The sequence below is a fragment of the Pseudomonas sp. B21-048 genome (genome assembly GCF_024748615.1).
Taxonomy (GTDB): domain Bacteria; phylum Pseudomonadota; class Gammaproteobacteria; order Pseudomonadales; family Pseudomonadaceae; genus Aquipseudomonas.
The window spans coordinates 3,114,565-3,138,107 of record NZ_CP087168.1; the positions used below are offsets into that span (position 1 = coordinate 3,114,565).

The following is a 23,543-nucleotide window of genomic DNA, read 5'->3' on the forward strand; positions in this document are numbered from 1 at the left end:
CTTCAATGACCGCAATTGCTTGGGAGAAAAATCATGGCTATTGCAATCACCGGCGAGGACGTTGTGCTGGACGAGACGGCCGGGTTACAGAACGCCACCGCCACGCCAACCCCTGCAGGAGACGCTGACGACAACGACATTCTGGTGGCATCCCTGCCCTCTTCCTTCTCTACCCGTTTGACCGCACTTGGAGCAGGTACCGCAACGGGTGCGGCCTTGAGTGGCTATACCGGTGCCGCGGGCAACACGGGCAGCAATGCGTTCACCATCAACGGCGGCGGAAGCATTACCGATATCCGCTTCGTCGACAGCGCTGGCGCCCCCCTCAATGGCGTGGACAGCGGACTGGACACCCTTGATGGCACCAGCATCCTTCTCTATACGGATACCAATAACGACAACATCGTTCTGGGCCGTGCCGGGGCCGCAGATGGCGCGATCGTGTTCGCTGCCTACATTGAAGAAACCGGATCGCCAGTCACCGGCGGCAAGATCTGGACCGTGGAGTACCAACCGCTCAAGCATCCAGATATGACGAACCCCGATGATTCGCTCAATCTGCTGGATAAGGTGTTCATCGGAGCCACTCAGGACCTGGATTTCAGTCTGGCCGGTGCGCCCTCCGGTCAGAACCTGTTCCTGATGTTCACGAAAGCGAACCCGACAACTGAAACCGTCAATGGTGTCGTGCGGATCACGGATCCCACCATCATCGCCACCGGCAAGGACCCCGCAGACCAATCAAGCGGTGCCAATATAAACACTGGCGACACGATCAATACCAGCCAGGGGGGTGGCCCGACCACCATCGGCACCAACAACCAGATGATTGTGGAACAGGAAGGCATCCACTTTTCGTTCGTCACGGGCGCCAGGCAGGATGTGACCGTTCCCAACCTGAGTCAGACCGAAGCCGATGTTGAGTCCAACATCGACTTTACCAGCGTCTACAATTCGACCTCGGCCAATTTCGACGTCGTGCAGTTGCAAAGCGGCAAGACTGCCGTGGTAAAAATCAGCGCATTCAGCACCGCGGCTGAACCTGGCGCGAATTTCATCAACGGCTATGCGAACGATACGCCGGTTGCCATCACCAATGTTCGCGTCATCAACAATAGCACCGGGCTGGTGATCGAGAATTCAGACGGATCAGTGAATGATCCGACCATCAGCATCAGCTTTTCTGCTGCCGGAGTGGCAACCATCACCGGCGTGTTGGCCGGCTATCAGATTGAATACACCACAACGTCGAACCACAACCGCGTGCTCATCGAGAACGGGGCGGCCATTGACGCCAGGGGTGATAACCACGCCGATTTTGATATCGGCGGCTTCACGCTGGTCAAGGCTTCTACTTCGATCACCGAAATCGGCTCCAAGATGATCTTCGAGGACGACGGGCCGAGCATCAGCACCACCGGCAGCGAGCCAACGCTGACGGTGGACGAAACAGTGCTGGCCACCAACGCCACCCAAAGCTTTACCGCCAACTTCAGCTCGGCGTTTGGCGCTGATGGCGCGGGCACACTGACCTATGCGCTGGGCGTGGTGGTGGGTGCCTCCGGACTGACCGACACGGCCACCGGCGAGGCGGTCAACCTGTCGCTCAACGGCACCGTGGTCGAAGGCCGCACGGCCACGACCGGGCTGCTGGTGTTCACGGCTAGCGTCGCCGCCAATGGCGACGTTACGCTCGATCAGCTGCGGGCGGTGGTGCATCCCGATGCCACCAATCCTGATGATTCGACGACCCTGACCTCGGACACCCTGGTGACACTGACGGCGACCACAACCGATGGCGACGGCGACAGCGTTCAGGCGACGCTCAACATCGGCCAGAACCTGGTGTTCGAGGACGACGGGCCAAGTATCAGCACCACTGGCACGGAGCCTGTGCTGACAGTGGACGAAACGGTGCTGGCGACTGACGCCACCCAAAGCTTTACCGCCAACTTCAGCTCGGCGTTTGGCGCTGATGGCGCGGGCACAGTGACCTATGCGCTGGGCGTGGTGCCGGGGGCTTCCGGGCTGACCGACACGGCCACCGGCGAGGCGGTCAACCTGTCGCTCAATGGCACAGTGGTGGAAGGCCGCACAGCCACGACCAACCTGCTGGTGTTCACGGCCAGCGTGGCCGCCAATGGTGACGTCACGCTCGACCAGCTGCGCGCCGTGGTGCATCCCGATGCCACCAACCCCGATGATGCGACGACCCTGACCTCGGACGATCTGGTGACACTGACAGCGACCATCACCGACAAGGATGGCGACAGTGCCCAGGCGACCCTCAACATCGGCCAGAACCTGGTGTTCGAGGACGACGGGCCAAGTATCAGCACCACTGGCACGGAGCCTGTGCTGACAGTGGACGAAACGGTGCTGTCGACCGACGCCACCCAGAGCTTTACCGCCAACTTCAGCTCGGCGTTTGGCGCTGATGGTGCGGGCACACTGACCTATGCACTGGGCATGACGGCCGGTGCTTCCGGGCTGACCGACACGGCCACCGGCGAGGCAGTGAACCTGTCGCTCAACGGTGGCGTGGTGGAAGGCCGCACGGCCACCACCAACCTGCTGGTGTTCACGGTTAGCGTCGCCGCCAATGGTGACGTCACCCTTGATCAGCTGCGCGCCGTGGTGCATCCCGATGCCACCAACCCCGATGATGCGACGAGCCTGAGCTCGGACGATCTGGTCACGCTGACGGCAACCATCACCGACAAGGACGGCGACAGCGCCCAGGCGACCCTCAACATCGGCCAGAACCTGGTGTTCGAGGACGATGGGCCAAGCATCAGCACCACCGGCACCGAGCCGATACTGACAGTCGACGAAACGGTGCTGGCGACTGACGCCACCCAAAGCTTTACCGCCAACTTCAGCTCGGCGTTTGGCGCTGATGGCGCGGGCACACTGACCTATGCGCTGGGCGTGATGGTGGGTGCTTCCGGGCTGACCGACACGGCCACCGGCGAGGCAGTGAACCTGTCGCTCAACGGTGGCGTGGTGGAAGGCCGCACGGCCACCACCAACCTGCTGGTGTTCACGGTTAGCGTCGCCGCCAATGGTGACGTCACCCTTGATCAGCTGCGCGCCGTGGTGCATCCCGATGCCACCAACCCCGATGATGCGACGAGCCTGAGCTCGGACGATCTGGTCACGCTGACGGCAACCATCACCGACAAGGACGGCGACAGCGCCCAGGCGACCCTCAACATCGGCCAAAACCTGGTGTTCGAGGACGACGGGCCAAGTATCAGCACCACTGGCACGGAGCCTGTGCTGACAGTGGACGAAACGGTGCTGGCGACTGACGCCACCCAAAGCTTTACCGCCAACTTCAGCTCGGCGTTTGGCGCTGATGGCGCGGGCACGCTGACCTATGCACTGGGCATGACGGCCGGTGCTTCCGGGCTGACCGACACGGCCACCGGCGAGGCAGTGAACCTGTCGCTCAACGGTGGCGTGGTGGAAGGCCGCACGGCCACCACCAACCTGCTGGTGTTCACGGTTAGCGTCGCCGCCAATGGTGACGTCACCCTTGATCAGCTGCGCGCCGTGGTGCATCCCGATGCCACCAACCCCGATGATGCGACGAGCCTGAGCTCGGACGATCTGGTCACGCTGACGGCAACCATCACCGACAAGGACGGCGACAGCGCCCAGGCGACCCTCAACATCGGCCAAAACCTGGTGTTCGAGGACGACGGGCCAAGTATCAGCACCACTGGCACGGAGCCTGTGCTGACAGTGGACGAAACGGTGCTGGCGACTGACGCCACCCAAAGCTTTACCGCCAACTTCAGCTCGGCGTTTGGCGCTGATGGCGCGGGCACGCTGACCTATGCACTGGGCATGACGGCCGGTGCTTCCGGGCTGACCGACACGGCCACCGGCGAGGCAGTGAACCTGTCGCTCAACGGTGGCGTGGTGGAAGGCCGCACGGCCACCACCAACCTGCTGGTGTTCACGGCTAGCGTCGCCGCCAATGGTGACGTCACCCTTGATCAGCTGCGCGCCGTGGTGCATCCCGATGCCACCAACCCCGATGATGCGACGAGCCTGAGCTCGGACGATCTGGTGACACTGACAGCGACCATCACCGACAAGGATGGCGACAGTGCCCAGGCGACCCTCAACATCGGCCAGAACCTGGTGTTCGAGGACGACGGGCCAAGTATCAGCACCACTGGCACGGAGCCTGTGCTGACAGTGGACGAAACGGTGCTGTCGACCGACGCCACCCAGAGCTTTACCGCCAACTTCAGCTCGGCGTTTGGCGCTGATGGTGCGGGCACGCTGACCTATGCACTGGGCATGACGGCCGGTGCTTCCGGGCTGACCGACACGGCCACCGGCGAGGCAGTGAACCTGTCGCTCAACGGTGGCGTGGTGGAAGGCCGCACGGCCACCACCAACCTGCTGGTGTTCACGGTCAGCGTCGCCGCTAATGGCGACGTCACCCTTGATCAGCTGCGCGCCGTGGTGCATCCCGATGCCACCAACCCCGATGATGCGACGAGCCTGAGCTCGGACGATCTGGTGACACTGACAGCGACCATCACCGACAAGGATGGCGACAGTGCCCAGGCGCCCCTCAACATCGGCCAGAACCTGGTGTTCGAGGACGACGGGCCAAGTATCAGCACCACTGGCACGGAGCCTGTGCTGACAGTGGACGAAACGGTGCTGTCGACCGACGCCACCCAGAGCTTTACCGCCAACTTCAGCTCGGCGTTTGGCGCTGATGGTGCGGGCACACTGACCTATGCGCTGGGCGTGGTGGTGGGTGCCTCCGGACTGACCGACACGGCCACCGGCGAGGCGGTCAACCTGTCGCTCAATGGCACAGTGGTGGAAGGCCGCACAGCCACGACCAACCTGCTGGTGTTCACGGCCAACGTGGCCGCCAATGGTGACGTCACGCTCGACCAGATTCGCGCCGTGGTGCATCCCGATGCCACCAATCCCGATGATTCGACGACGCTGTCGGCGGACAACCTAGTGACGCTGATAGGGACCGCAACCGACAAGGACGGCGACAGAGCCCAGGCGACACTCAATATCGGGCAGAACCTGGTGTTCGAAGACGACGGCCCATCACTTGCATTCGGCAACCTGATCGGCACCGGTAGCGTCCTGCCGCAATTCGGGTTCTGGGACAATTCGGCCGGCGCCGACGGGTTGGGGGCGGCGGGTCTGGATATCTCGGTGAATAGCCAGTTCACCCTCGTCAGGCCGGATAACACGACCACGATCGGGACCGCCACGCTCACCGAGCAATCGCCCTCACCGGACGGCAACGGCGCGTACCAATTCGCAGGGACGTTGAGCGGCGACTTCGACAACAACGCCGCAACCGCGGATACCAGCGTCGACTACACGCTGACCGCCTTTGCCAATGGCCGCTATGCACTGGATCTGGTGCAAGGCTTCAGTTCAGAGATCGTGCTCAGCACTGCCGATGGCGCGCTCGGTGCCGGCGGTCCTGACCCCGTGCGCACCTTGTTAATTCCGGAGCAGGATCCGCCGACTATTCCTTCACCATCTGAAGAGATTGTGTTCTTTACCGCGAAGGCGCTTGCGTCGACGTCGGACATTCTGACCGGCATCGGGCTCGGAGAACCCGACCCTACCGAAACCACGCTACAGACCAACCCCCTGCCCTCATACATCGACCCGAGGGCCATGAACGTCAGCACGGCCGGCATCGGCGTTGCCAATAACCTGTTCCAGGGAGACAACCAAGCGGCAATCAGCGCCGCCGATGAAAGCTTCGTCATCAATCCGGAGAGCCTCCTGACGGGTATGAGGGTCTTCATCGACAACTCCGTGGGGGGTTACAACACGGCGACCGAGGACCTGTACTACAGGGCCTTCTACGAGGATGGCACGTTTTCGAACCTCATCGAAGTGAACACCCTGACTCCGGAGGCAGGCGGACAGGTATCCTTCCTCATTGAGAGCGATGGCACGAACCTGATCGACGCTGTTCAGCTCACGATGGCCCGAGGCGAGATCAAGATCCCGACGATCCAGTTCATTCAGGAGAGCGAAAGCCTGGCCAGCGATGTCCAGCTGACGTTCAACGCGACGCTGACGGACAAGGATGGTGACTCGGCGACAAGTACGTTCGACGCCAACCTGTTCGCCAACGACTCGGTCGACGCCCTCTTCGACTTCTCACTGGTGGGTACGGGCGGTGAACGTGATGCCTTCAACATCGATTTGTCAGTCGATGAGAACCTGTATCAGGTCACCGGCTTCGATGCGAGCGCAAACCTGCGAGACGCCCTGGTGCTCAACGGCGACCAGAGCGCGGTTGTCCAATCGATCGACATCAGCGGTGCAGACAGCATCGTCACAGTTGCCGAAACGGGCGGACAAGTCACGACCATCACCTTGGTCGGGGTCGATCTTCTGAGTAGCGACATTGTTTACGGCAGCGTCTGAGAAACGCACGTAAATCGATGCGAGGGTGGCGCAAGCCACCCTCGCATTTTTTTGCACTTCCAATAGGAGATCCGCACGATCACATCAACCTGGGCACCCTCGGCGCGCCAGAGGGTGTCAGAGCGTCTTTTTTTGACGTGAAACCAAATCCAGCTCCACCCACGAGGACTCGGGTGGCTTTTCGTTGTTGGTGAGCCCGTGCTTCAGCGCATACATCAGCAAATCGATACGGTTGATCAGATTAAGCTTTTGATAAATGTTGCTGAGGTGGTTGTGCACGGTGTGCTCACTGATGCCCAGGCGCCCGGCGATGCTCATGTATTTGGCGGACGGATCCCCCACAATGGCGCGAATCAGTTCCCTCTCACGCAGCGTCAGCCGCGCCTGTTTCGCCTGCTCCAGATTGCATTTCAAGTGTATATGCCCGGTCGCGGAATAGCCGGAAAGCCCACCGGCCCAGGCCCTATCCTTTCCGGTGTCGCGGTGGTGGACCGTGATGATGGCCTGGATGATCGATTCCGTCGGATCTTCCGCCAGCACAATACCGCGTGCGCCCGCCTCTATTGCCTGGGCAACGGGGACGACTTCGTACAGGCCCTTGAGCACCAGCACTTTCATTTCGGCGCTGCGGGTGAGTCCCGCAACGACTTCCAACGGGTTCAGCGCATCTGGAAAGAAACTGAAGAAAATCACATTGGGACGCAACTGATCGGCAAGATCCAGCGCTTTGGTATAGGTGGTGGCCTGGCCGCTCACTTCCATCTGAGGCTTCCTGGCATTGATCAAATCTTGAAGGCCCATGAGGACGAGGGGACGACAATCGATCAGCATCACGCGTATTGGTTTTCTGTGGGTCGTCATACTTTCCTGACTCCCTTGAAGAATTAACTCTGACCTCCCTCCCTTGGCCTTCCTGGATCTGCAGCTCGCTCACCTGGCCACCGTGATCGAAGGACAGATGCGAACGCCGACAGGCCTTACGGTGCCCACCCGGCTATTCATCCCTGGGGGACACTTCCGTTGGCTTCACCGGCAGGCGTTGCGGACGTTTGCAAAAGCCGGGCAAAGCCATCGAAGCAACATAATAGGAATAATCATCAATAGCTTGCGCAGGATTGATGTGCTCCCTCAAGCCGCTGAACTGAGTCTAGGCCAGCCCAGCGCGCTGCCAGCCCTCCTATCCGCCAGTCGTCGACTCAAGCCTCATGCGAGCAGCCCGCTCGCTGTTCCCGGCAGCCCCAGCGCCCTCAAAAATCAAGGTCTTAGACTCGCCAGGGGTGACCTGCGGCTAAGGGCTGATCACGACCCAAATCGTCAATTAACCGACGAATGGTGTACGCACAAGCGCAACCGTAACGCTGGCGTCAATTTATCGGCGAGATTCGCCCTTGCCGAACATAGGAATGCTCCCAATCTGGATCTCGCCGCTGGTTTTGCCTTTCGCGCCGCTTGGGTAACAGCATGACTTCGGTGCTGGAATCTATTGCGACAACGCCACGGCCACCACCGCCTGAACTGCTGGAGGTTGTGACTCAAATTGGCATCAAGTGGGGACGGGGATACGCAGCGATATTGCGGCAGAATCAGTGGGATGTGAGGTTTTGGCTGGAGCTGCCGGGGCTCAACCAGGCATTAACGTTTTCGACACCCTCGGCAGGCGGCTTTCCCGCCCAGCGATTAAGGGTAAGGACATTAGTGACGAACTCGTATTGCGTCTTGAGCAGGTCACGACGAGCCCGGAATTCGTTGCGTACGCTGGTCAGTACATCGACGGCATTGACCATACCGTAATCGAGCGCTTTCTCTGCCGCCACTCTGGACAGCTGTGCCGAGGCCAGGGCATTTCGGCTCGCATTGATTTTTTCTCCGCTCGAATTGGCGGTCAGGTAAGCGCTGGTGATCTCCTTGACCACCCGGCGTCGGATCGCTTCCAGCTCCTGCTCGGCGGTAATCTGATCCTGGTAGAGCCCACGGACCCGCGCCGAAGTCGAGCCGCCGCTGTACAGCGGCACCTGCACGCCAATACCGGCGACATAACTGTCGGTGCGCGGCGCCAGGGCATTGTTGTAGCCCTCGTTGGTCTGCTGCGCGCTCAGCGTAAGGCTCAGGGTCGGATAGTGCCCGCCCTTGCCGCTGCGCAACGCAGCGCCCGCAGCTTCCACGCCGCTTTCGTTGGCCTTGAGCGCCGGGTTTAGCGCTATACCCTCGCGCACCCAGGTGTCCAGACTCTGCGCCGAAACCCGTAGTTGCACGTCATCGCGAATCCGGTTGAGCTTCTCCTTGACCGGCCGGCCGACGATCTCCGCCAGTGCCTCGCGACTGATACTGGCCTGGTTCTGGGCATCCAGTTCCTGCGCCGCCAGCAAATCTACCCGGGCCTTGAGGTCGAGCTGATCAGTAATCATTGCCAGCTGCTTTTCGTACAACGCATTGACTCGGTCCAGACTCTTTTGCGTGGTTCGACGCTCCGCCCTCACCAACTCCAGTTCATCTTCGGCCGCCAACGCGGTGAAGTAACGCTGCGCCAAGTCCACTGTGGCCTCGGCCTGGGCATCCAGCGCTTGCGATTCGGACTGCCTGGCCAGGCTTTTGAATTTTTGGTAGTTCTCCCACGCGGTCTTGTTGTAGAGGTACTGACGCAGCACCAGGCTGTAGTTTTCGCTATCGTAACTTTGCTCCACCAGGTCGCTCTCCTGATGAATCCGATTCGTCCCGGCATTGAGCGATACCTGCGGGAACAGCGCACCCATAGCCTCGCGTTGATGCTCCTTACCCGCCTGCGCTTGCGCATAGGAGGCCAATACCCGCGGATCCTCCAGCCGTGACTCACGATACAACTGCATGAGGTCGGTGGAAAACGTCGAGGCGCTGACCCCGGTCGGCGTTGCCGCAATGGTTTGCGCCAGGGCGGCACCCGCTGCAAGCATAAACACACCGCCCAGCAGAACTGCCGATGCGCTCATGGCTATTCCTCGATCATCGATTGAGCCATGGCATCGCGAGCCGGCTGCATCAAGTACTGCAACAACGTGCGTTGCCCGGTGATGATTAATACGTCCGCCGGCATCCCCGGCAACAACTTGCGCTCACCCAAGGTGCGCGCGCCCTCCTCGGTTACCCGGACCCGCGCCAGGTAATAGGCCGTCCCGGCCTTTTCGTTGACCAGCCGGTCAGCCGATACGCTGCTGACCTCGCCTTCGATCACCGGCGTGGTCGAGCTGTTAAACGCGCCGAAACGGATATCGGCACGCTTGCCGATGGCGACACGATCAATATCCACCGGCGCCACCTGGGCCTCTATGACCAGCTCGGAAACCGAGGGCACGATATCCAGCAGCGGCGTCGCCGGGCTCACCACACCACCAATGGTGTGCACTGTCATGCCAATCACCATGCCCGCGTCGGGTGCGCGGATGACGATACGACTGAGCCGGTCTTCCAGGGACGAGGTTTTCTCTTGCAGGTCGTACATCCGGGTCTGAACCTCGGCCAGCTCCTTGACAACCTCGGTACTGAAATCCTTGTCGATTTGCAGAATCTGCAGCTGTGTTTCGTTGATCTGCAGACGAGTCTTGTTAATAGCAGACCGGTGATCAGCCACCTCCGACCGGAGCATCCCCAGCTTACGTTCCTGATCGAGCAGACGTTGTTTGTCAACGAACCCTTGCTTGAGCAGGTCGGTCAATTCAACGATTTCACCGCTGTAGGATTTCTCCAGATGAACCTTGGCACCAATCATCGACTCCAGTCCCTTGATCTGTTGATTCAACTGGCCAATGCGTTCGCGCAACACCGCGATCTGGCCCAGCCGCGAGCCCTGCCGGGCGTTGAATACCTGGGTCTCGCCCTGGCGCGCTTCCACTCCTCGCAGACTGGCGGGATCAGCTATTTCCCCAAAGCTGATCGCCGACAGTGTGTCGCGCTCGGCCCTGAGTCTTGCCTCCATGGCTCTGGTCGCGACCAACTGGCCTCGGCTTATCTCGTATTCGAAGCGCAACTGGGCATCATCAAGAATGATCAGCGGATCACCACGCTTAACGATGTCACCGTCATGGACCAATACCTCTTTGACGATGCCGCCTTCAGGATGCTGGACCGTTTTGCGGTAAGTCTGCACGGTGACCACCCCCGGCGCAAAAGCGGCACCGTCGAGGGGCGCGAGCGCCGCCCAGGTGCCGAACAGGCCGAAGGTCACCCCGACAATACCGATGCCCAGGCGACGTGCTTTACGATCAGATGTCGGCAGACCGGCGAAGCTTTCAATTTGACGACTGGGCATCGTAGGGTTCATCGGCATCGCCCTTGCTGGTTTTGACCGAAGCCATGCTGGCGCCTGCCGACATGGCGTGCTTTTGTGCCTGCTGTTTCTGCGCGAGTTCGGCGAGCACATGCTCGCGTGGCCCATAAAGACTGATAACCCCTGCGTTCATCACCATGAGCCGGTCAAGCTGCGACACGATGTTGGTTCGGTGGGTAATGACAAACAGGGTCGCGCCGGTCTGCTTGAGCTGCTGGATGGCTGCCACCAGTGCGCGATCACCGACTTCGTCAAGATTGGAATTGGGCTCGTCGAGAATAATCAGCCGTGGGTTGCCATACAGGGCACGGGCCAAGCCGATACGCTGCCGCTGCCCTCCCGACAGCATGACGCCCTCGCTGCCAATGACGGTGTCGTAGCCATCGGGCAACAGCAGAATCATTTCGTGAACACCCGCCGTCCTGGCGGCCAGAATGACTTTCTCGGAATCGACTTCGGCGAAACGGGCAATGTTCTCGCTGATGCTGCCTTCGAACAGTTCAATGTCCTGGGGCAAGTAACCTATATGCGGCCCGAGCTCATGTTTGTCCCACGCGCTGATGTCCGCGCCATCCAGCCGGACCACGCCATGCTGCGGCACCCATACCCCCATCAGTGCCCTGGCCAGGGTGGACTTGCCCGCTGCACTTGGACCGATGATGCCGACAACGCAGCCGGCAGGTACGCTGAAACTTATGTTGTTGATGATCGGCGTTTTCGAGCCAGGTGCCGCGACGACCAGATTCTCCACCTGCACGTGCCCCTGAGGCGCAGGCAATGACATACGTTCGGGCTGAGCCTGTTGTTTGTCGAGGATGTCGTTGAGACGGCCGTACTGCGAGCGGGCCGCAATAAAGCCCCTCCAACTGCCGATGATCAGATCGATGGGGGCCAATGCGCGCCCTAGCAGTATGGCCCCGGCAAACACCAAGCCTGCCCCTACCTGATGGTCCACGGCCAGGTACGCTCCCAGGCCAAGGATCAGTGATTGCACCAGGATCCGGAAGGTCTTGGAAAGCGTGCTGATTATGGCGCCTCTGTCGCTCGCCTGGGCCTGCAGCAACAGGACGTTTCTTTGGCGAAGTCCCCAACGGTCCATAAGGGTTTCAAGCATGCCCATGGATTCAATGACTTCAGCGTTGCGTAGATTTTTCGTGGTGTAGAGCGTTGCGCCAATGTGTTCCTTGTTAGCCTGGGCAAGTGTCGGCCCCGTCGCCCTCTCATTGATAAAAGCGAGCAATAACAACAACAGCGCACTGCCCGTCGCGACCCAGCCAAACCAGGGATGAAACATGAACATCACCGCGATATAGATCGGCAACCAGGGCGCGTCGAAAAAAGCGAATAAACCGTTACCGGAGAGAAACTGTCTCAAACCCGTCAAATCGTTGAGCGACTGGGCCGATGCATCCATGCCGCCACTGTCGAGCGCGCGCTTGAAGCTGGCCTTATAGACTTGGCGACTCAGTAACACATCCAGCCGGGTACTGACCCGCACCATGATCCGCGAACGGATCCATTCCAGGGAGCCGAGCGTAACCACCAGTCCGGTCATGATCAGTGTCAGCATGGCCAACGTCGTCAGACTTCCGCTGGTGATGACTCGCCCATAGACCTGAAGCATATAAAAGGTAGGAACAAGCATCAGGGCGTTGATAAAAAAGCTGAAAAAGCCAACAGAAACAAAGCTGTCTCTACAGGCTTTCAACGCATTATGCAGACTGTTTTCAGGTGTGCTTCGCATTGAAACCCCTGCTCGAAAAGCCATACCTCGTGGAGCTTAGATCATGCCGAACGACTGTGCGTAGCTATTGAAATCAGCCGTCTCTGCGTGCAATGACGAGTGGTATCACGTATCCCCGTGGAAGGCTGAAAAGCCTGACCCTGGATGCGGAAAACCTTCCATCGGCAGGAATCGATCCCTTTGGCGGCTGCTCATGCATGAGTGTTTGCGCCGTGAAAATAGCGCTGTGTGCAGCCTTGACACACAGGGGCCGAGCCTCGCCCCCCCCCCCCGCGACGATCATGTGCACCACAATGGAGTGTTTTATAACGACTCTGCTGTCTGGATAAGCGAATTCAATACCAACTTTATTTCAGAAGCCGGATCTTTATGTCCTTGCAGTATCAAACCCTCCGACAATGCGGTGAAGGTCATTGCAAGTGCGGCATAGGCCAAAGGGGGTTTCTTGCCTGCATGATTAAAAATGATGGTAATCAGTTTGCCCAAGGCCTCACTATTTTCTTGATGCAAGTCATAATAATGCTGGGAGAACGCTTCATCGCGCAAAGCGATCAGTTGCAGCTCAGCATCAAGGATTGCACAGCGGGTATTATTTTTGAGCGTGTCAATATAAGCATTCAAGCCATGGGTCAATTGTTCCGATGAATACCCGGAAGTCAAGGTAACACTCAAACGGTCAATTTCAACTCTCTTGAACCGCTGAGTCAGTTGCAGAAGTAATTCCGACTTACTTGAAAAGTTTGAAAAAAATGCCCCTTTGGAAAAACCGGCCTCTTCGGAAATTGCGTTGACGCTGGCGGCGTGAAAACCCTTCCGGACCATAAGATCAGTGGCGGTATCGAACAACTTGTCCCTTGTTACTTGTTGGCTCTCTTCTCGACCCAATCTCTTTTTAATCACGCCCTCGGCTCCTCTGGCCAAATAAATGTATTTGTAACTAGATGCAACAAATCGGCTACTCTCTGCGGCAGCCCTCGTTTCAACATACCCTTTTATACGCCCCCTTCTTAAGCATTTGAACTTAAACTTTTGGTCTCCACCATGACGCGCTCCCTTGTTCAATCGAGTCAGTGTCGACTCGTGAATGAGCGGCTAAAAATCCTAGGGCTAACGCCCGAAAAAGCGGTCGACTTCTGTCCCCAACGAAAGCTTCAGAACGTTGAGTTTCGGTGCGCTGAGCCCGACTCAGAGACATCGACCCAAGACGCCAACGAAATACCGCTTGATTTTCAGATACCGGATGGTTTTTACTTGCGCCGTTGGTCGACCCAACGCCTGATCAAAGCCTCGAGCTCTAACATTCATCTCGATGCAGAGTCAGGTTACCTCACGGGAGCTGAATATTAATGGAATATGCCTTTGTTACAGGCGCTACTGGCCTGCTCGGAAACAATGTGGTTCATGCGCTTTTAAAGCGGAATATCAAGGTAAAAGCGCTGGTTCGTTCCGTAGAAAAAGCCAAGAAGCAGTTCGGTAATCTGCCTGTCGAGTTTGTCGAAGGCGACATGCTCAATGTCGACGCCTTCAGCCATGCCCTGGAAGGGTGTGATGCCTTGTTTCATACGGCGGCCTATTTTCGCGACAGCTACAAAGGCGGAAAACACTGGCAGAAGCTGTATGACACTAATGTGACGGGCACCGAACGATTATTGCAAGCCGCTTATGCCGCCGGCATTCGTCGTGCAGTTCATACCTCCTCCATTGCCGTTTTGAAGGGCGATAGAGATCAAGTGATCGATGAAACAATGTCTCGCAATGAACTGGAGGCTGACGATTATTACTTGAGTAAAATATTGTCCGAGCAAAAAGTTCACGAATTCCTGGCTCAACACCCGGACATGTTCATTGCGATGGTATTGCCAGGCTGGATGTTTGGTCCGGGTGACATCGGCCCTACCTCTTCCGGACAATTCCTGCTCGATTTTGTCGGGCAGAAATTGCCTGGCGTACTCCCCGGTAGCTTTTCCGTTGTAGACGCCAGGGACGTGGCAGAACATCAAATCGCGGCCATCACACGCGGCAGGTCCGGAGAACGTTACCTGGCCGCCGGCAATCATATGGACATGAAAAGCATTTTCCAGGCGTTGTCCAGCGTCAGCGGCGTAAAAGCGCCGGAACGCAAAGTGCCCCTGTTCATGCTCCGCTTGATTGCCTTGGTCTATGAGGGCTATTACCGGATTACAAAAAAACCGGTACTCATCAGCACCTCCACGGTCAAACTCATGGAGCAAGAACAAGGGCGCACCCACTTCAGTCATCACAAAAGTTCACAGGAACTCAAGTGCACATTCCGCCCCGTAGCGGAAACACTGACCGATACTCTGGATTGGTATCGGAACAATAACTACACAGACGCTTAATTGAAACAATTCTTCGATAGCCTGCCTCTGTAGTACGTTTTTGCCTAACCAGAAGTTCAAGGATTGAAAGAGGTTGGTTAATGAAAAGCCTTTCATATAAAGAAGGTTTTCTGCATCGCTTTGTCGGTTTTTCAGAGTCGTTCCCCGACCACATTGCGATCAGAAACCTGGACGGGGAAGAAGACACTGTAACTTACCGCGAGTTGCGAATTAAGGCTGAAGAGCGTCATGGCGCCCTTAACGCACTGGATGTATTGCCGGGTGACAAAGTAGCGCTGGTTCTACCCAATGGCGTGGATTTCATCGCGTACTATCTGGCGATCATCGGGTGTGGTGCGATTCCGGTCATACTCAACTACAAACTGACGCCATTCGAAATGACCAACGTCATTGGCATCGCCAGGCCGACGCTGGTCGTCACGACCCAAACGCTGTTCGAGCAACATAGCGAGGTATTTCAGGCGGCATACGGTGTTCGACACTCCTTAGTGTTGAACGCCGAATCGCCGCTGCCCGACAACGCAACGGCCGTCTCTCAGCTTCCCCGACAGGCCAAGCCCTTGTTATTGCCTGAGGGCAATCCGATCGTCTCGGTACAGTTCACCTATCGGGGCATCGGTAAACCCCTGGCCGTTTCTCACCGCTACCTTGACCTGACGCAATCGAGCGATGGGCTGCATGAGCAGTTCCATCTTCAAGGCGTGGGTTCCGTTCACCTGGTGACCCTGCCGCTGTATGCCATTTTCGGGCTGTCCGTGATGATGGTTTTTCCACTAAGCGTGGGCGCCACTCTGCTCATGACCAACACCTTGCTCAATAGGGATCTGGCAGAAGTCTTGTCTGAGCATAAGGTCACCTTTGCCTGCCTGGTGCCTGACGTCATTCGCTACTTCAATACAAGGCTGGCCAAACGCAAAGGCGCGCTTTTGCCGATGCATCCTCGGCTGATGATGTATTCGGGTGGCAGCCATCTACCGGCAGACGAAGCCGAGAAACTGGGAAGGCTGTTGGGGTGCAATCCGGTACTGCAAGGCTATGGATTGACCGAGAGTATGCCGGTGATTGTCCAGAGCTCGATTGGCAAGGTTCATCGCGGCGCCATGGGGCAACCGATTAGCGGCGTAGAACTGCGGGTCATCGATGCCCAGGGGCGTGATGTTGCACCTGGACGTATTGGCGAGCTGCTGATACGCGGCTCGATGGTGATTGACGGATACGACGGGGCAGAGGACGCCAACGCCCGGTTCTTCCGTGATGGTTGGTTGCACACGGGTGATCTGGTCTGGCGGGACGACGATGGACATGTGTTCTTTTATTGCCAACGCCTGCGAATCTCGAAGATCAAAGCGCAAATGGTCGACCTGACGGAAATCGAGTCCATTGCCCTCAAGCACCCCGACGTAATGCGCGCGAAGGCTTACATCGTCCCTGACAACAAAGAGGTCAACGTATTGCACCTGTGCGTTGAAGGACGCGGTGACCTGACCCAGAGCGCGGTCGCCACCCTGCTATCGCACCACCTTTCGGGCTTCAAGTTGCCCAGAACCATCGAGATTATCGCTCTCAAGGAAGAGATTCATGCAAGCCAATAGCACACAACCGGTACTGGCCGTTTTTGACTTTGACGGCACATTGACCGACAGGCATACGTTCTGGCGCTACATGCGCTTCATCGTGGGAACCCGATCATTCTGGCTCAGGATTATTCCCCTGTTGCCCAAAATGCTCAGTGTGATTCTGGGAATCACGCCGTTGATGCAAGCGCGACTGGCATTCATTGCCTGTTACTTGGGTGGCCTGTCAGTTGAGCAAGAGCGCGAGCATGCCAAGTACTTCATTACCGAGCAGCTGCCACTCTGGCTCAGGCCCGAGGCCCTGCGCCGGTTGCAATGGCATCAATCGATGGGACATGTCACTGCACTGGTCAGCAACTCGCCGGAGAACTACTTGATTCCCTGGGGCCAGGCCGCGGGTTTTGATTATGTGTGCGGCACCCGCCTGGCCACTGCAAAGAACAAACTGACCGGTGGAATATCAGGCACCAACTGTGTTGAGAGAGAGAAAGTTACGCGGCTCAAAGGCTGTCTGAGCAACCTTGATGACTTTTACATTTATGCCTACGGGGATTCATCAGGTGATGATGCCCTGCTCAGCATTGCCAACTCTCCCTTCTACAGAAACTGGTACTAACAGATGAACACGCTGAGCACTTTGGCCCCCAAGCACTTCAGGCAAACCGGTAACCCCCCTACAGTAACGATTGTCGGCGCCGGCCCTATTGGTCTGTCCCTGGCAATCATGCTGAAAAAGTGGGGCGTCTCTTTTCGCATTATTGAAAAGAATGCTGGCCCCTCGACCGCTACCAAAGCGATGGCCATCCATTCCAGAACCCTGGAAATTTTTCGAGAGCTGGGTGTTGCCGATCAGGCCATCAACGACGGGTTCACGATCAACCAGTTTTCGGTGCAGTCGAATGCCAAACGGGTGCTGAATTACAACTTCTCCAACCTGGACGCTACCTATCCCCTGCTCCTCAGCCTGCCGCAGCCGCAGACAGAAAAGATTCTGCTTGAGCGACTGAGCGCGCTGGGGGCAGAGGTTGAGTGGAATACCGAGCTGGTCGATATAGAAAACCAGCCAGGATCCGTGCGAATGGCGCTTCGTCATGCGGACGGCAGCGACGAATCCTTCAGCAGTCGCTGGGTGGTCGCGTGCGACGGTGCTCGCAGCAACATCAGAAAACGTCTTGATATGACCTTCGAAGGATCGTCCTACGACCGGTTCTTCATGCTCGCCGATGCCGATATCGAATGGTCTGGAAGCAAGGACGAAGGCGCTTTCTTCCTCGGCGCACAGGACGGTTATGTGGCGGTCGCGCCGATCAGTGCGCAATCGCGCTATCGACTTTTCATCGAGATGCCCTACAACCTGCCACCCGAAGGCGAACGCCCTTCCTTGAGCCTGGAGAACTTTCAGCGGTTGTGCGAAGGACGCGGGCAAAAGATGACGCTGTCCAATATCTCATCGACCACCATCGCCTCTTTCCAACATCGCCGCGTGCAGTCGCTGCAGCAAGGCGGCGTGTTTCTGATGGGCGACTCGGCGCATATCGGTAGCCCGATCGGTGGGCAATGGATGAACCTGGGGGTTTCCGAAGCCTATAACCTGGCGTGGAAAATGGCCTATGTCGATCAGGGCCTGGCGGATCAATCATTGCTGGAGAGCTACAACGAAGAGCGCTACCCGGTTGCCCTGGAAGTCGAGAACACGGCACACCGGCTGACCGGACTGATAACCGTCAAGCAACGCGCCCTCGTATGGCTGCGCGACAATGTTCTGCCACTGCTGAGCAACCGGCGCAAGGTTCAGCGCAAGCTGCCCTCGATGATTTCCGGTCACCAGTATCACTACGGCAAAAGTGATTACATTCAAGAATCGCTAACGAAGAAGCAGCGCAAGAATTGGGACAAAAAAGGCAAAAAACCCGAGTTCCAGACAGCGATACCTCGCGCAGGTCAACTGGCACCCGACGTCGAGTTGTGGCAACTGCAAGGTTTGCCGCCAAAACGCTTGATCGACTTGTTCCACGGAACGTTCACGCTGTTGATTTTCAGCGCCGCCGATCAGTTTTCCCCTTTGTTGCCGGGCTATTACTCGCTGGCCGAGTCGGTGGAGAGGGACTACCCGGGCATCAAGGCTTATTGCGTTATTGATGCACTGAGTAGCACCGAGCTGCCTTCCTGGCACTCGACATTGCTGGACCCCGATTGGCGGTTGCACAAGCGTTACCACGCCAAAGAGGGCACGTTGATGCTGATTCGTCCTGACGGCTACATCGCTTTCCAGGGCGCCGATGCAATGACGCTCGTTACCTATCTGAACGTAAGATCCGGGCTGCTCAAGGGCGCCAGAAAAACAACATCCTCCGAGATCGACGCAGTGCAACTCCAACTCTAAGTCTCTCTATGACTACTGCCAGTTTGGTTCATTGATTGAAACAAGGCCCACCCCTGGGCCCTGATTTTTAATTTCTTGATAATAGAAAAACATATTCCGACTTTTGGAGAACCTCATGCGCGCCCAACTCAATGATGTTGTGCAGGAATTCATCGTGTCCAATGGAAAAATAGCGCATAGCTATTTCTCCCTCTCAGAGAAAATCATTGATTCACTGTGCGATTCCAATACAGCAAAAGAATCAATATTGATGCGTTTGCTCGAGCAGGCCGAATCCGTCACTGCGCATTACTTCAATGCGCATCAACAAGTTCTGGAGGGCGTTTATGCCCATGGGCTTGAAGCCCCCGTCAATAAAAGCCTTGCGGTGCTGGAGCCGGCACACTCGAACTCGGTATTGCAGGCATCGGCACCCGTTGCCGAACAAACGCCGGCACTTAGCTACGGGCAATGGTTGCGCGCCGAAATAAGCTCGGTGACTGGATTCAAAAAGGGCCAGATCGACTTTGATCAAAGTTTCGAGAGTCTGGGCATCGACTCGCTGGGGTTGGTCGATATTTTCGAATCCCTAGCCCAGCACTTCCCGGAAAAGAAAGCGCTTACCTCGCTACTCTTTGATGCTCCCACCCCTACCGCCTTGCTGGCACGGCTTGAAGCCAATCCGCAGGCGCCTGCCGTGGATATCGAAGCGTGGGTACTTGAACAACTGGCAAATATCACCGGTTTTACGGTGGACCAGATCGACCCGAAACAAAGCTATGAAAGCCTGGGCATGGACTCTCTGGTGCAACTGGACTTCCTGGAATCGGTCGTTTCCGTGTGGCCGCAACTCAAGGCCAACAGCACTGAACTGGTCAACGCCAAGTTGCCGCATGAAACAATCGCCCTGATTAAAACCGCCCTGGTCAGCCCCGAGTCAACACCGACAACATCCTCTGAAGAGCAATCACCTGCCACAACGGACGCTCAAGGGCAGATAAGCAATCTGCTGTTCAACGCCCTGTCCCCCCTGGTCCCGGGCGTGCCACAGTCGATCGACATTGAGACGCCCTTTGCGCAGTTGGGGCTCAACGGTTTTGCCCGAGAAGCACTCTGCCAATCAATGGCGCAACAGTGTTCTGCCAGCGAGTTTGCCGGTGAAGCGCTGATGTCGCGGCGTACGCCACAGGACGCCTTGTCGCTTCTGGCAAGACTGAGCTGAAACAAAGTGGAATGGAATCCGGGTGATCGAACAGATCACCCAGCATTATGGCAATCAGGAGATTGGGTATGAGTGGCGCGGTAACGACAGAGGGCGATTTTTGCTTCAGCGCAATGGCTGGCGAGTTTCCTGGGGCACCGTCTACGGATGCGCTTTGGCACTTGCTCTCGCAAGGGCAGATAGCGCCGGTCCATTCGATGCTGACACGCTGGGAACTGAATAAAGCGTCGATCTATTCAGCCAAGGCAGGTGAAAAGGATCGCACTTATCTGGACAGTGCTTTTTGCCTGACCGATGACGTATCAATCCCTTCACGGCATGAAGGACGGCAGGTCGCCATTGGCAAGAAAGTACTCCAGACGCTTCTCACCCAGCTGGCCGGACAAGGCACGGCACTGATCAAGGAACGCACCGCATTGGTGGTCGCGACGTCCTGGAGCGATGAGAGTTATTTCGTCACGGGAATGTCCGAAAAAACCGATGCCCCGCAGGGCTATACACCGGGTGAACAAGTCGCTGAACTGGCGGCGGCTTTTGCCTTGGGTGGTCCAGCGTTATCAGTGGATACCGCCTGCAGTTCATTCCCCTATGCAATCGATATGGCTCAGGCCCTGGTCAACAGTGGACAGGCGGATAACGCGATTGTCATGGCATTGAACACCGTGCTGCCACCGGCGCTGTTTCTGGGATTCTCGCAGTTGACCGCCTTTTCCGCCCGGGCCCGAATGCAGGCGTTCGGCCAGGACGCTGACGGTATTGTGCCGGGCGAATGTGCGGTCGCCTTTCTGGTCGAACCCGTCTCGCAGGCCCTGATTGCGCAGCGCCGGCCCTTGGGCGTTTTGCGCGCATTGGGGCTTTCCGCCGATGGCGCCGAAGGCTCAGTGTTTGCGCCTGGCAAACGGGCCCAGTACACAGCTTATCAGCGTGCCTATGTCGGTCTTGACCCCAGCGACGTGGACTACATCGAGACCCATGGCACCGGCACCCCGCTGGGTGATGCGACAGAGCTGGGCTCCTTGAACAGCTTCTTCGCCCCCCATCGCACAGACGGCAAAAAAATCACCATCGGTTCGATCAAGTCCGTCATTGGTCACCCCCTGGCCGCCGCCGGAGGCGCTTCGCTCGCCAAGGCGTTGATGATCTTGCGTCATAAAGGTATTCCGCCCCAGCCCGACTACCGTCCCAGCGCAAAAGTCGACGAGACTTGCCTGCAGCTGGCCACCGAGCAGATTCAGCCCCTCGCTGATCGTCAGTCGGCGATCCGGGTAGGCATCTCCAGCTTTGGTTTTGGCGGCGCCAATGCGCATCTGGTGGTGGATGAATACATTCCCGACAACCACCCCGCCGCCCCTATGGCCGTCCCTCACCCCGGTGTGCTGAGGCTGGACCTTGCGATTGTCGAGGCTGAAGCGGCGATCGGCAGTCACTGCTCATTGCAGTCACTCAAGCAACAGCTCAATCAACCGGCAGCACCCTCAGTCATTTTTCCTTATGGGCGCTTCGTTGATTACACCCCTGCTCCCGCTCAGCCCTTACTGGGAAAATTCCTGGCGCAGGATCGCGTCATTGATATCGACGGTTTTGGCATGGGCCCCAAACCTCTGGCCCATGTCGATCCGTTCAAGCTGTTGATCACCGATCGCGTCAACCATTTACTGCGACGCCTGCCCGGTGTGGCGGGCTCACCCGGCACGGCGATGGTCATGTGCTGCAACATGGGTGGGGAACGCTTCAGCAATGCGTACAGCAGCGCTCACAACTACTACTCCGGCGCTCAAGGCATGCCACCGGGCGTGGAGGTGTCGGACGTGGCAACCATGTTGCCAAATATGTTGTCCGGCTACCCGGCGCAGATTTTTGACTTCAGGGGTTTCCATCAAACGCTGGTCGGCACCCCGGGATTGTTCTGGCAAACCTTGCTGGCCTCACCGCAATGGTTCAAGGAGGGCATAACCACGCTCTTGCTCGGTGCGGGGCGCTTTATCAGCGGTGAAATCGAGATCGAACGCGCCCGGCGTTCCACAACCACGCAAGGTGAAGGACTGGGGCTGATTGCTCTGCGTCCTTATCAACCAGAGGCCAGCGACAAACCTTTGCTGGTGATCCGCGCAGCGGTCCTCGCCCATGCCGCAAATTCGCTGGAGGAAGCTTGCCAGCTGCTGGGCAAACAGCGCAGTCAATACCAGAACATTGAAGTCTGCGAGCTACAGCCCGATGCGACTCATGCAAGCGGATCACTGCAAGAGATGACTGGCTTTCTGGCTGAAGCCACTGGCATTGAAACCCTGCTGGCGGTGATGTTGAGCACATCGGCTCACACCGTGATCGAGGTTCGCCAAGCCGGTAAGGCAGTGATGTGGTTAATGACTGAAAAACTTCAAGAATGGAGCGCGGCCGCCGAACCCAACCCTGCCATCAAGCATCCTTTCACGTTGCGCTTTGCTCACTCGGCATCCCACGAACTGCAACAGATCATTGCGCCTGCCCGCCCTGTCAGCGTTGTCCGCGAGCCGCAACACGACGGCGTCGACGTGCTGCAACTCAGTGACATGCTCACCAGTACCCTGCTCTCAGGGCTGCGTGTCAGAGTTCGCGCCATGGAGGGCCTGTTCGCCCTGCACCGTGGCGCTGAAGCCCAGCGCCCGGCGCACTGGCAACGCAGCCCGGAAAATATCGTGATCGCCAACGTCCAGCGAGGCCCTCAAGCACTGCACGCCCAGCTCGTGGTGAATGAAGCGCACCCCTATTTCTTCGATCACCCGCTTGATCACATCCCCGGCATTTTATTGCTTGAGGGCGTGTTGCAACTGATTGAACTCGCCATGCCCCCACTGAGCGGACGAGCCGCCTATGTCAAAACCCTGACTATCAAGTTCCAGCAATACGTACAAAAGGAGGGTGTGATTGATCTGCATGTAGAACAAGGCAAAGACCCCCAGGTATTCAATGCGAAGGTCATGCAGGCCGGAAATCTGATGTGCACCTGCATCCTTGGGATGGCCTACAGCTCGGCATTCGAGACATCGCCCGCCGGCGAGTTCACGGCCACTCGTTGTCGCGACAAGGCCTTGTTGCACAAGGCCAGAGACGAAAACGTCATCGTCAGTGACATGAGCGGGGCCGCTCAGGGCCTGAGCGTGGACACACTCAAGCTGCCGGATGAACACTTCTTCCGGGAGGGCGACCCCGAACACTATTCAATGGTGTATTTCCTCGAAGTTGCCCGCCAGTGCTACATGCAGATTGCCCATAGCTATCTGCGAATTCCACTCAACACCCCGATGAACCTGCTGGCCTTGAGCTTCACCCTCGATCGGCCAATCCCCAGGAACAGTCCGCTGTCATTGGCACCGCAAGCCGGTTTTGACGCCCAGGATCAGCCATTCAAAACCAACCGCATCTATATCGACCTGTTCAGCCGGGGCGAAAAAATCGGACAAGCCAGTATTACCGCTCAAGTGCTGAGTCAATCCGCGCCCGCCGCTTGAAGCTTTAAATTGATCTCACTCTTCAGCATGACCCTGTCCCCCA

At 57.7% G+C, this 23,543-nt stretch carries 12 protein-coding genes; 7 read left to right on the top strand and 5 right to left on the bottom strand.

The window, feature by feature from the left end; all coding sequences use genetic code 11:
* Positions 1-33: 33 nt before the first annotated feature.
* Positions 34-6,453, top strand: coding sequence for a DUF5801 repeats-in-toxin domain-containing protein (locus LOY56_RS14660; protein ID WP_258615036.1), 6,420 nt, complete (start codon positions 34-36; stop codon positions 6,451-6,453).
* A gap of 117 nt (positions 6,454-6,570) precedes the next feature.
* Here the strand turns inward: LOY56_RS14660 and LOY56_RS14665 are convergent, their stop codons facing one another.
* The 5 genes from LOY56_RS14665 to LOY56_RS14685 form a co-directional block, all read right to left on the bottom strand.
* Positions 6,571-7,314, bottom strand: coding sequence for a response regulator transcription factor (locus LOY56_RS14665; protein ID WP_258615037.1), 744 nt, complete (start codon positions 7,312-7,314; stop codon positions 6,571-6,573).
* Positions 7,315-8,036: 722 nt separating this feature from the next.
* Complete coding sequence (locus tag LOY56_RS14670) at positions 8,037-9,416, bottom strand: TolC family outer membrane protein (protein ID WP_258615039.1); 1,380 nt, start codon at positions 9,414-9,416, stop codon at positions 8,037-8,039.
* Positions 9,417-9,418: 2 nt separating this feature from the next.
* Complete coding sequence (locus LOY56_RS14675) at positions 9,419-10,732, bottom strand: HlyD family type I secretion periplasmic adaptor subunit (protein ID WP_258615041.1); 1,314 nt, start codon at positions 10,730-10,732, stop codon at positions 9,419-9,421.
* Positions 10,713-12,494: a type I secretion system permease/ATPase gene (locus LOY56_RS14680; RefSeq protein ID WP_258615043.1), complete on the bottom strand. Its 1,782-nt coding sequence runs from the start codon at positions 12,492-12,494 to the stop codon at positions 10,713-10,715. Before LOY56_RS14680 ends, LOY56_RS14675 begins: the two co-directional genes overlap by 20 nt.
* A gap of 303 nt (positions 12,495-12,797) precedes the next feature.
* Positions 12,798-13,394: a TetR/AcrR family transcriptional regulator gene (locus LOY56_RS14685; protein WP_258615045.1), complete on the bottom strand. Its 597-nt coding sequence runs from the start codon at positions 13,392-13,394 to the stop codon at positions 12,798-12,800.
* 446 nt (positions 13,395-13,840) lie between these two features.
* Between LOY56_RS14685 and LOY56_RS14690 the strand changes: the two genes are divergently transcribed.
* The 6 genes from LOY56_RS14690 (at position 13,841) to LOY56_RS14715 (ending at position 23,500) form a co-directional block, all read left to right on the top strand.
* On the top strand, positions 13,841-14,854 hold the full coding sequence (locus tag LOY56_RS14690) for an SDR family oxidoreductase (RefSeq protein ID WP_258615050.1): 1,014 nt from the start codon (positions 13,841-13,843) through the stop codon (positions 14,852-14,854).
* Positions 14,855-14,934: 80 nt separating this feature from the next.
* Entirely contained in the window at positions 14,935-16,446 is a 1,512-nt protein-coding gene (locus LOY56_RS14695) for a class I adenylate-forming enzyme family protein (RefSeq protein ID WP_258615052.1), read from the top strand.
* Entirely contained in the window at positions 16,433-17,044 is a 612-nt protein-coding gene (locus LOY56_RS14700) for an HAD-IB family hydrolase (protein WP_258615054.1), read from the top strand. Before LOY56_RS14695 ends, LOY56_RS14700 begins: the two co-directional genes overlap by 14 nt.
* 3 nt (positions 17,045-17,047) lie before the next feature.
* Positions 17,048-18,811, top strand: coding sequence for an FAD-dependent monooxygenase (locus tag LOY56_RS14705; RefSeq protein WP_258615056.1), 1,764 nt, complete (start codon positions 17,048-17,050; stop codon positions 18,809-18,811).
* A gap of 115 nt (positions 18,812-18,926) precedes the next feature.
* Complete coding sequence (locus LOY56_RS14710; protein ID WP_258615057.1) at positions 18,927-20,012, top strand: acyl carrier protein; 1,086 nt, start codon at positions 18,927-18,929, stop codon at positions 20,010-20,012.
* A 68-nt stretch (positions 20,013-20,080) separates the two neighbouring features.
* Positions 20,081-23,500: a beta-ketoacyl synthase N-terminal-like domain-containing protein gene (locus LOY56_RS14715; RefSeq protein WP_258615059.1), complete on the top strand. Its 3,420-nt coding sequence runs from the start codon at positions 20,081-20,083 to the stop codon at positions 23,498-23,500.
* Positions 23,501-23,543 lie beyond the last annotated feature (43 nt).

What these genes read in the sequence shown, in the direction of transcription:
- LOY56_RS14660 (WP_258615036.1), top strand. Translation starts at nt 34, where the DNA reads ATGGCTATTGCAATCACCGGCGAGGACGTTGTGCTGGACGAGACGGCC.
- LOY56_RS14665 (WP_258615037.1), bottom strand. Translation starts at nt 7,314, where the DNA reads ATGACGACCCACAGAAAACCAATACGCGTGATGCTGATCGATTGTCGT.
- LOY56_RS14670 (WP_258615039.1), bottom strand. Translation starts at nt 9,416, where the DNA reads ATGAGCGCATCGGCAGTTCTGCTGGGCGGTGTGTTTATGCTTGCAGCG.
- LOY56_RS14675 (WP_258615041.1), bottom strand. Translation starts at nt 10,732, where the DNA reads ATGCCCAGTCGTCAAATTGAAAGCTTCGCCGGTCTGCCGACATCTGAT.
- LOY56_RS14680 (WP_258615043.1), bottom strand. Translation starts at nt 12,494, where the DNA reads ATGCGAAGCACACCTGAAAACAGTCTGCATAATGCGTTGAAAGCCTGT.
- LOY56_RS14690 (WP_258615050.1), top strand. Translation starts at nt 13,841, where the DNA reads ATGGAATATGCCTTTGTTACAGGCGCTACTGGCCTGCTCGGAAACAAT.
- LOY56_RS14695 (WP_258615052.1), top strand. Translation starts at nt 14,935, where the DNA reads ATGAAAAGCCTTTCATATAAAGAAGGTTTTCTGCATCGCTTTGTCGGT.
- LOY56_RS14700 (WP_258615054.1), top strand. Translation starts at nt 16,433, where the DNA reads ATGCAAGCCAATAGCACACAACCGGTACTGGCCGTTTTTGACTTTGAC.
- LOY56_RS14705 (WP_258615056.1), top strand. Translation starts at nt 17,048, where the DNA reads ATGAACACGCTGAGCACTTTGGCCCCCAAGCACTTCAGGCAAACCGGT.
- LOY56_RS14710 (WP_258615057.1), top strand. Translation starts at nt 18,927, where the DNA reads ATGCGCGCCCAACTCAATGATGTTGTGCAGGAATTCATCGTGTCCAAT.
- LOY56_RS14715 (WP_258615059.1), top strand. Translation starts at nt 20,081, where the DNA reads ATGAGTGGCGCGGTAACGACAGAGGGCGATTTTTGCTTCAGCGCAATG.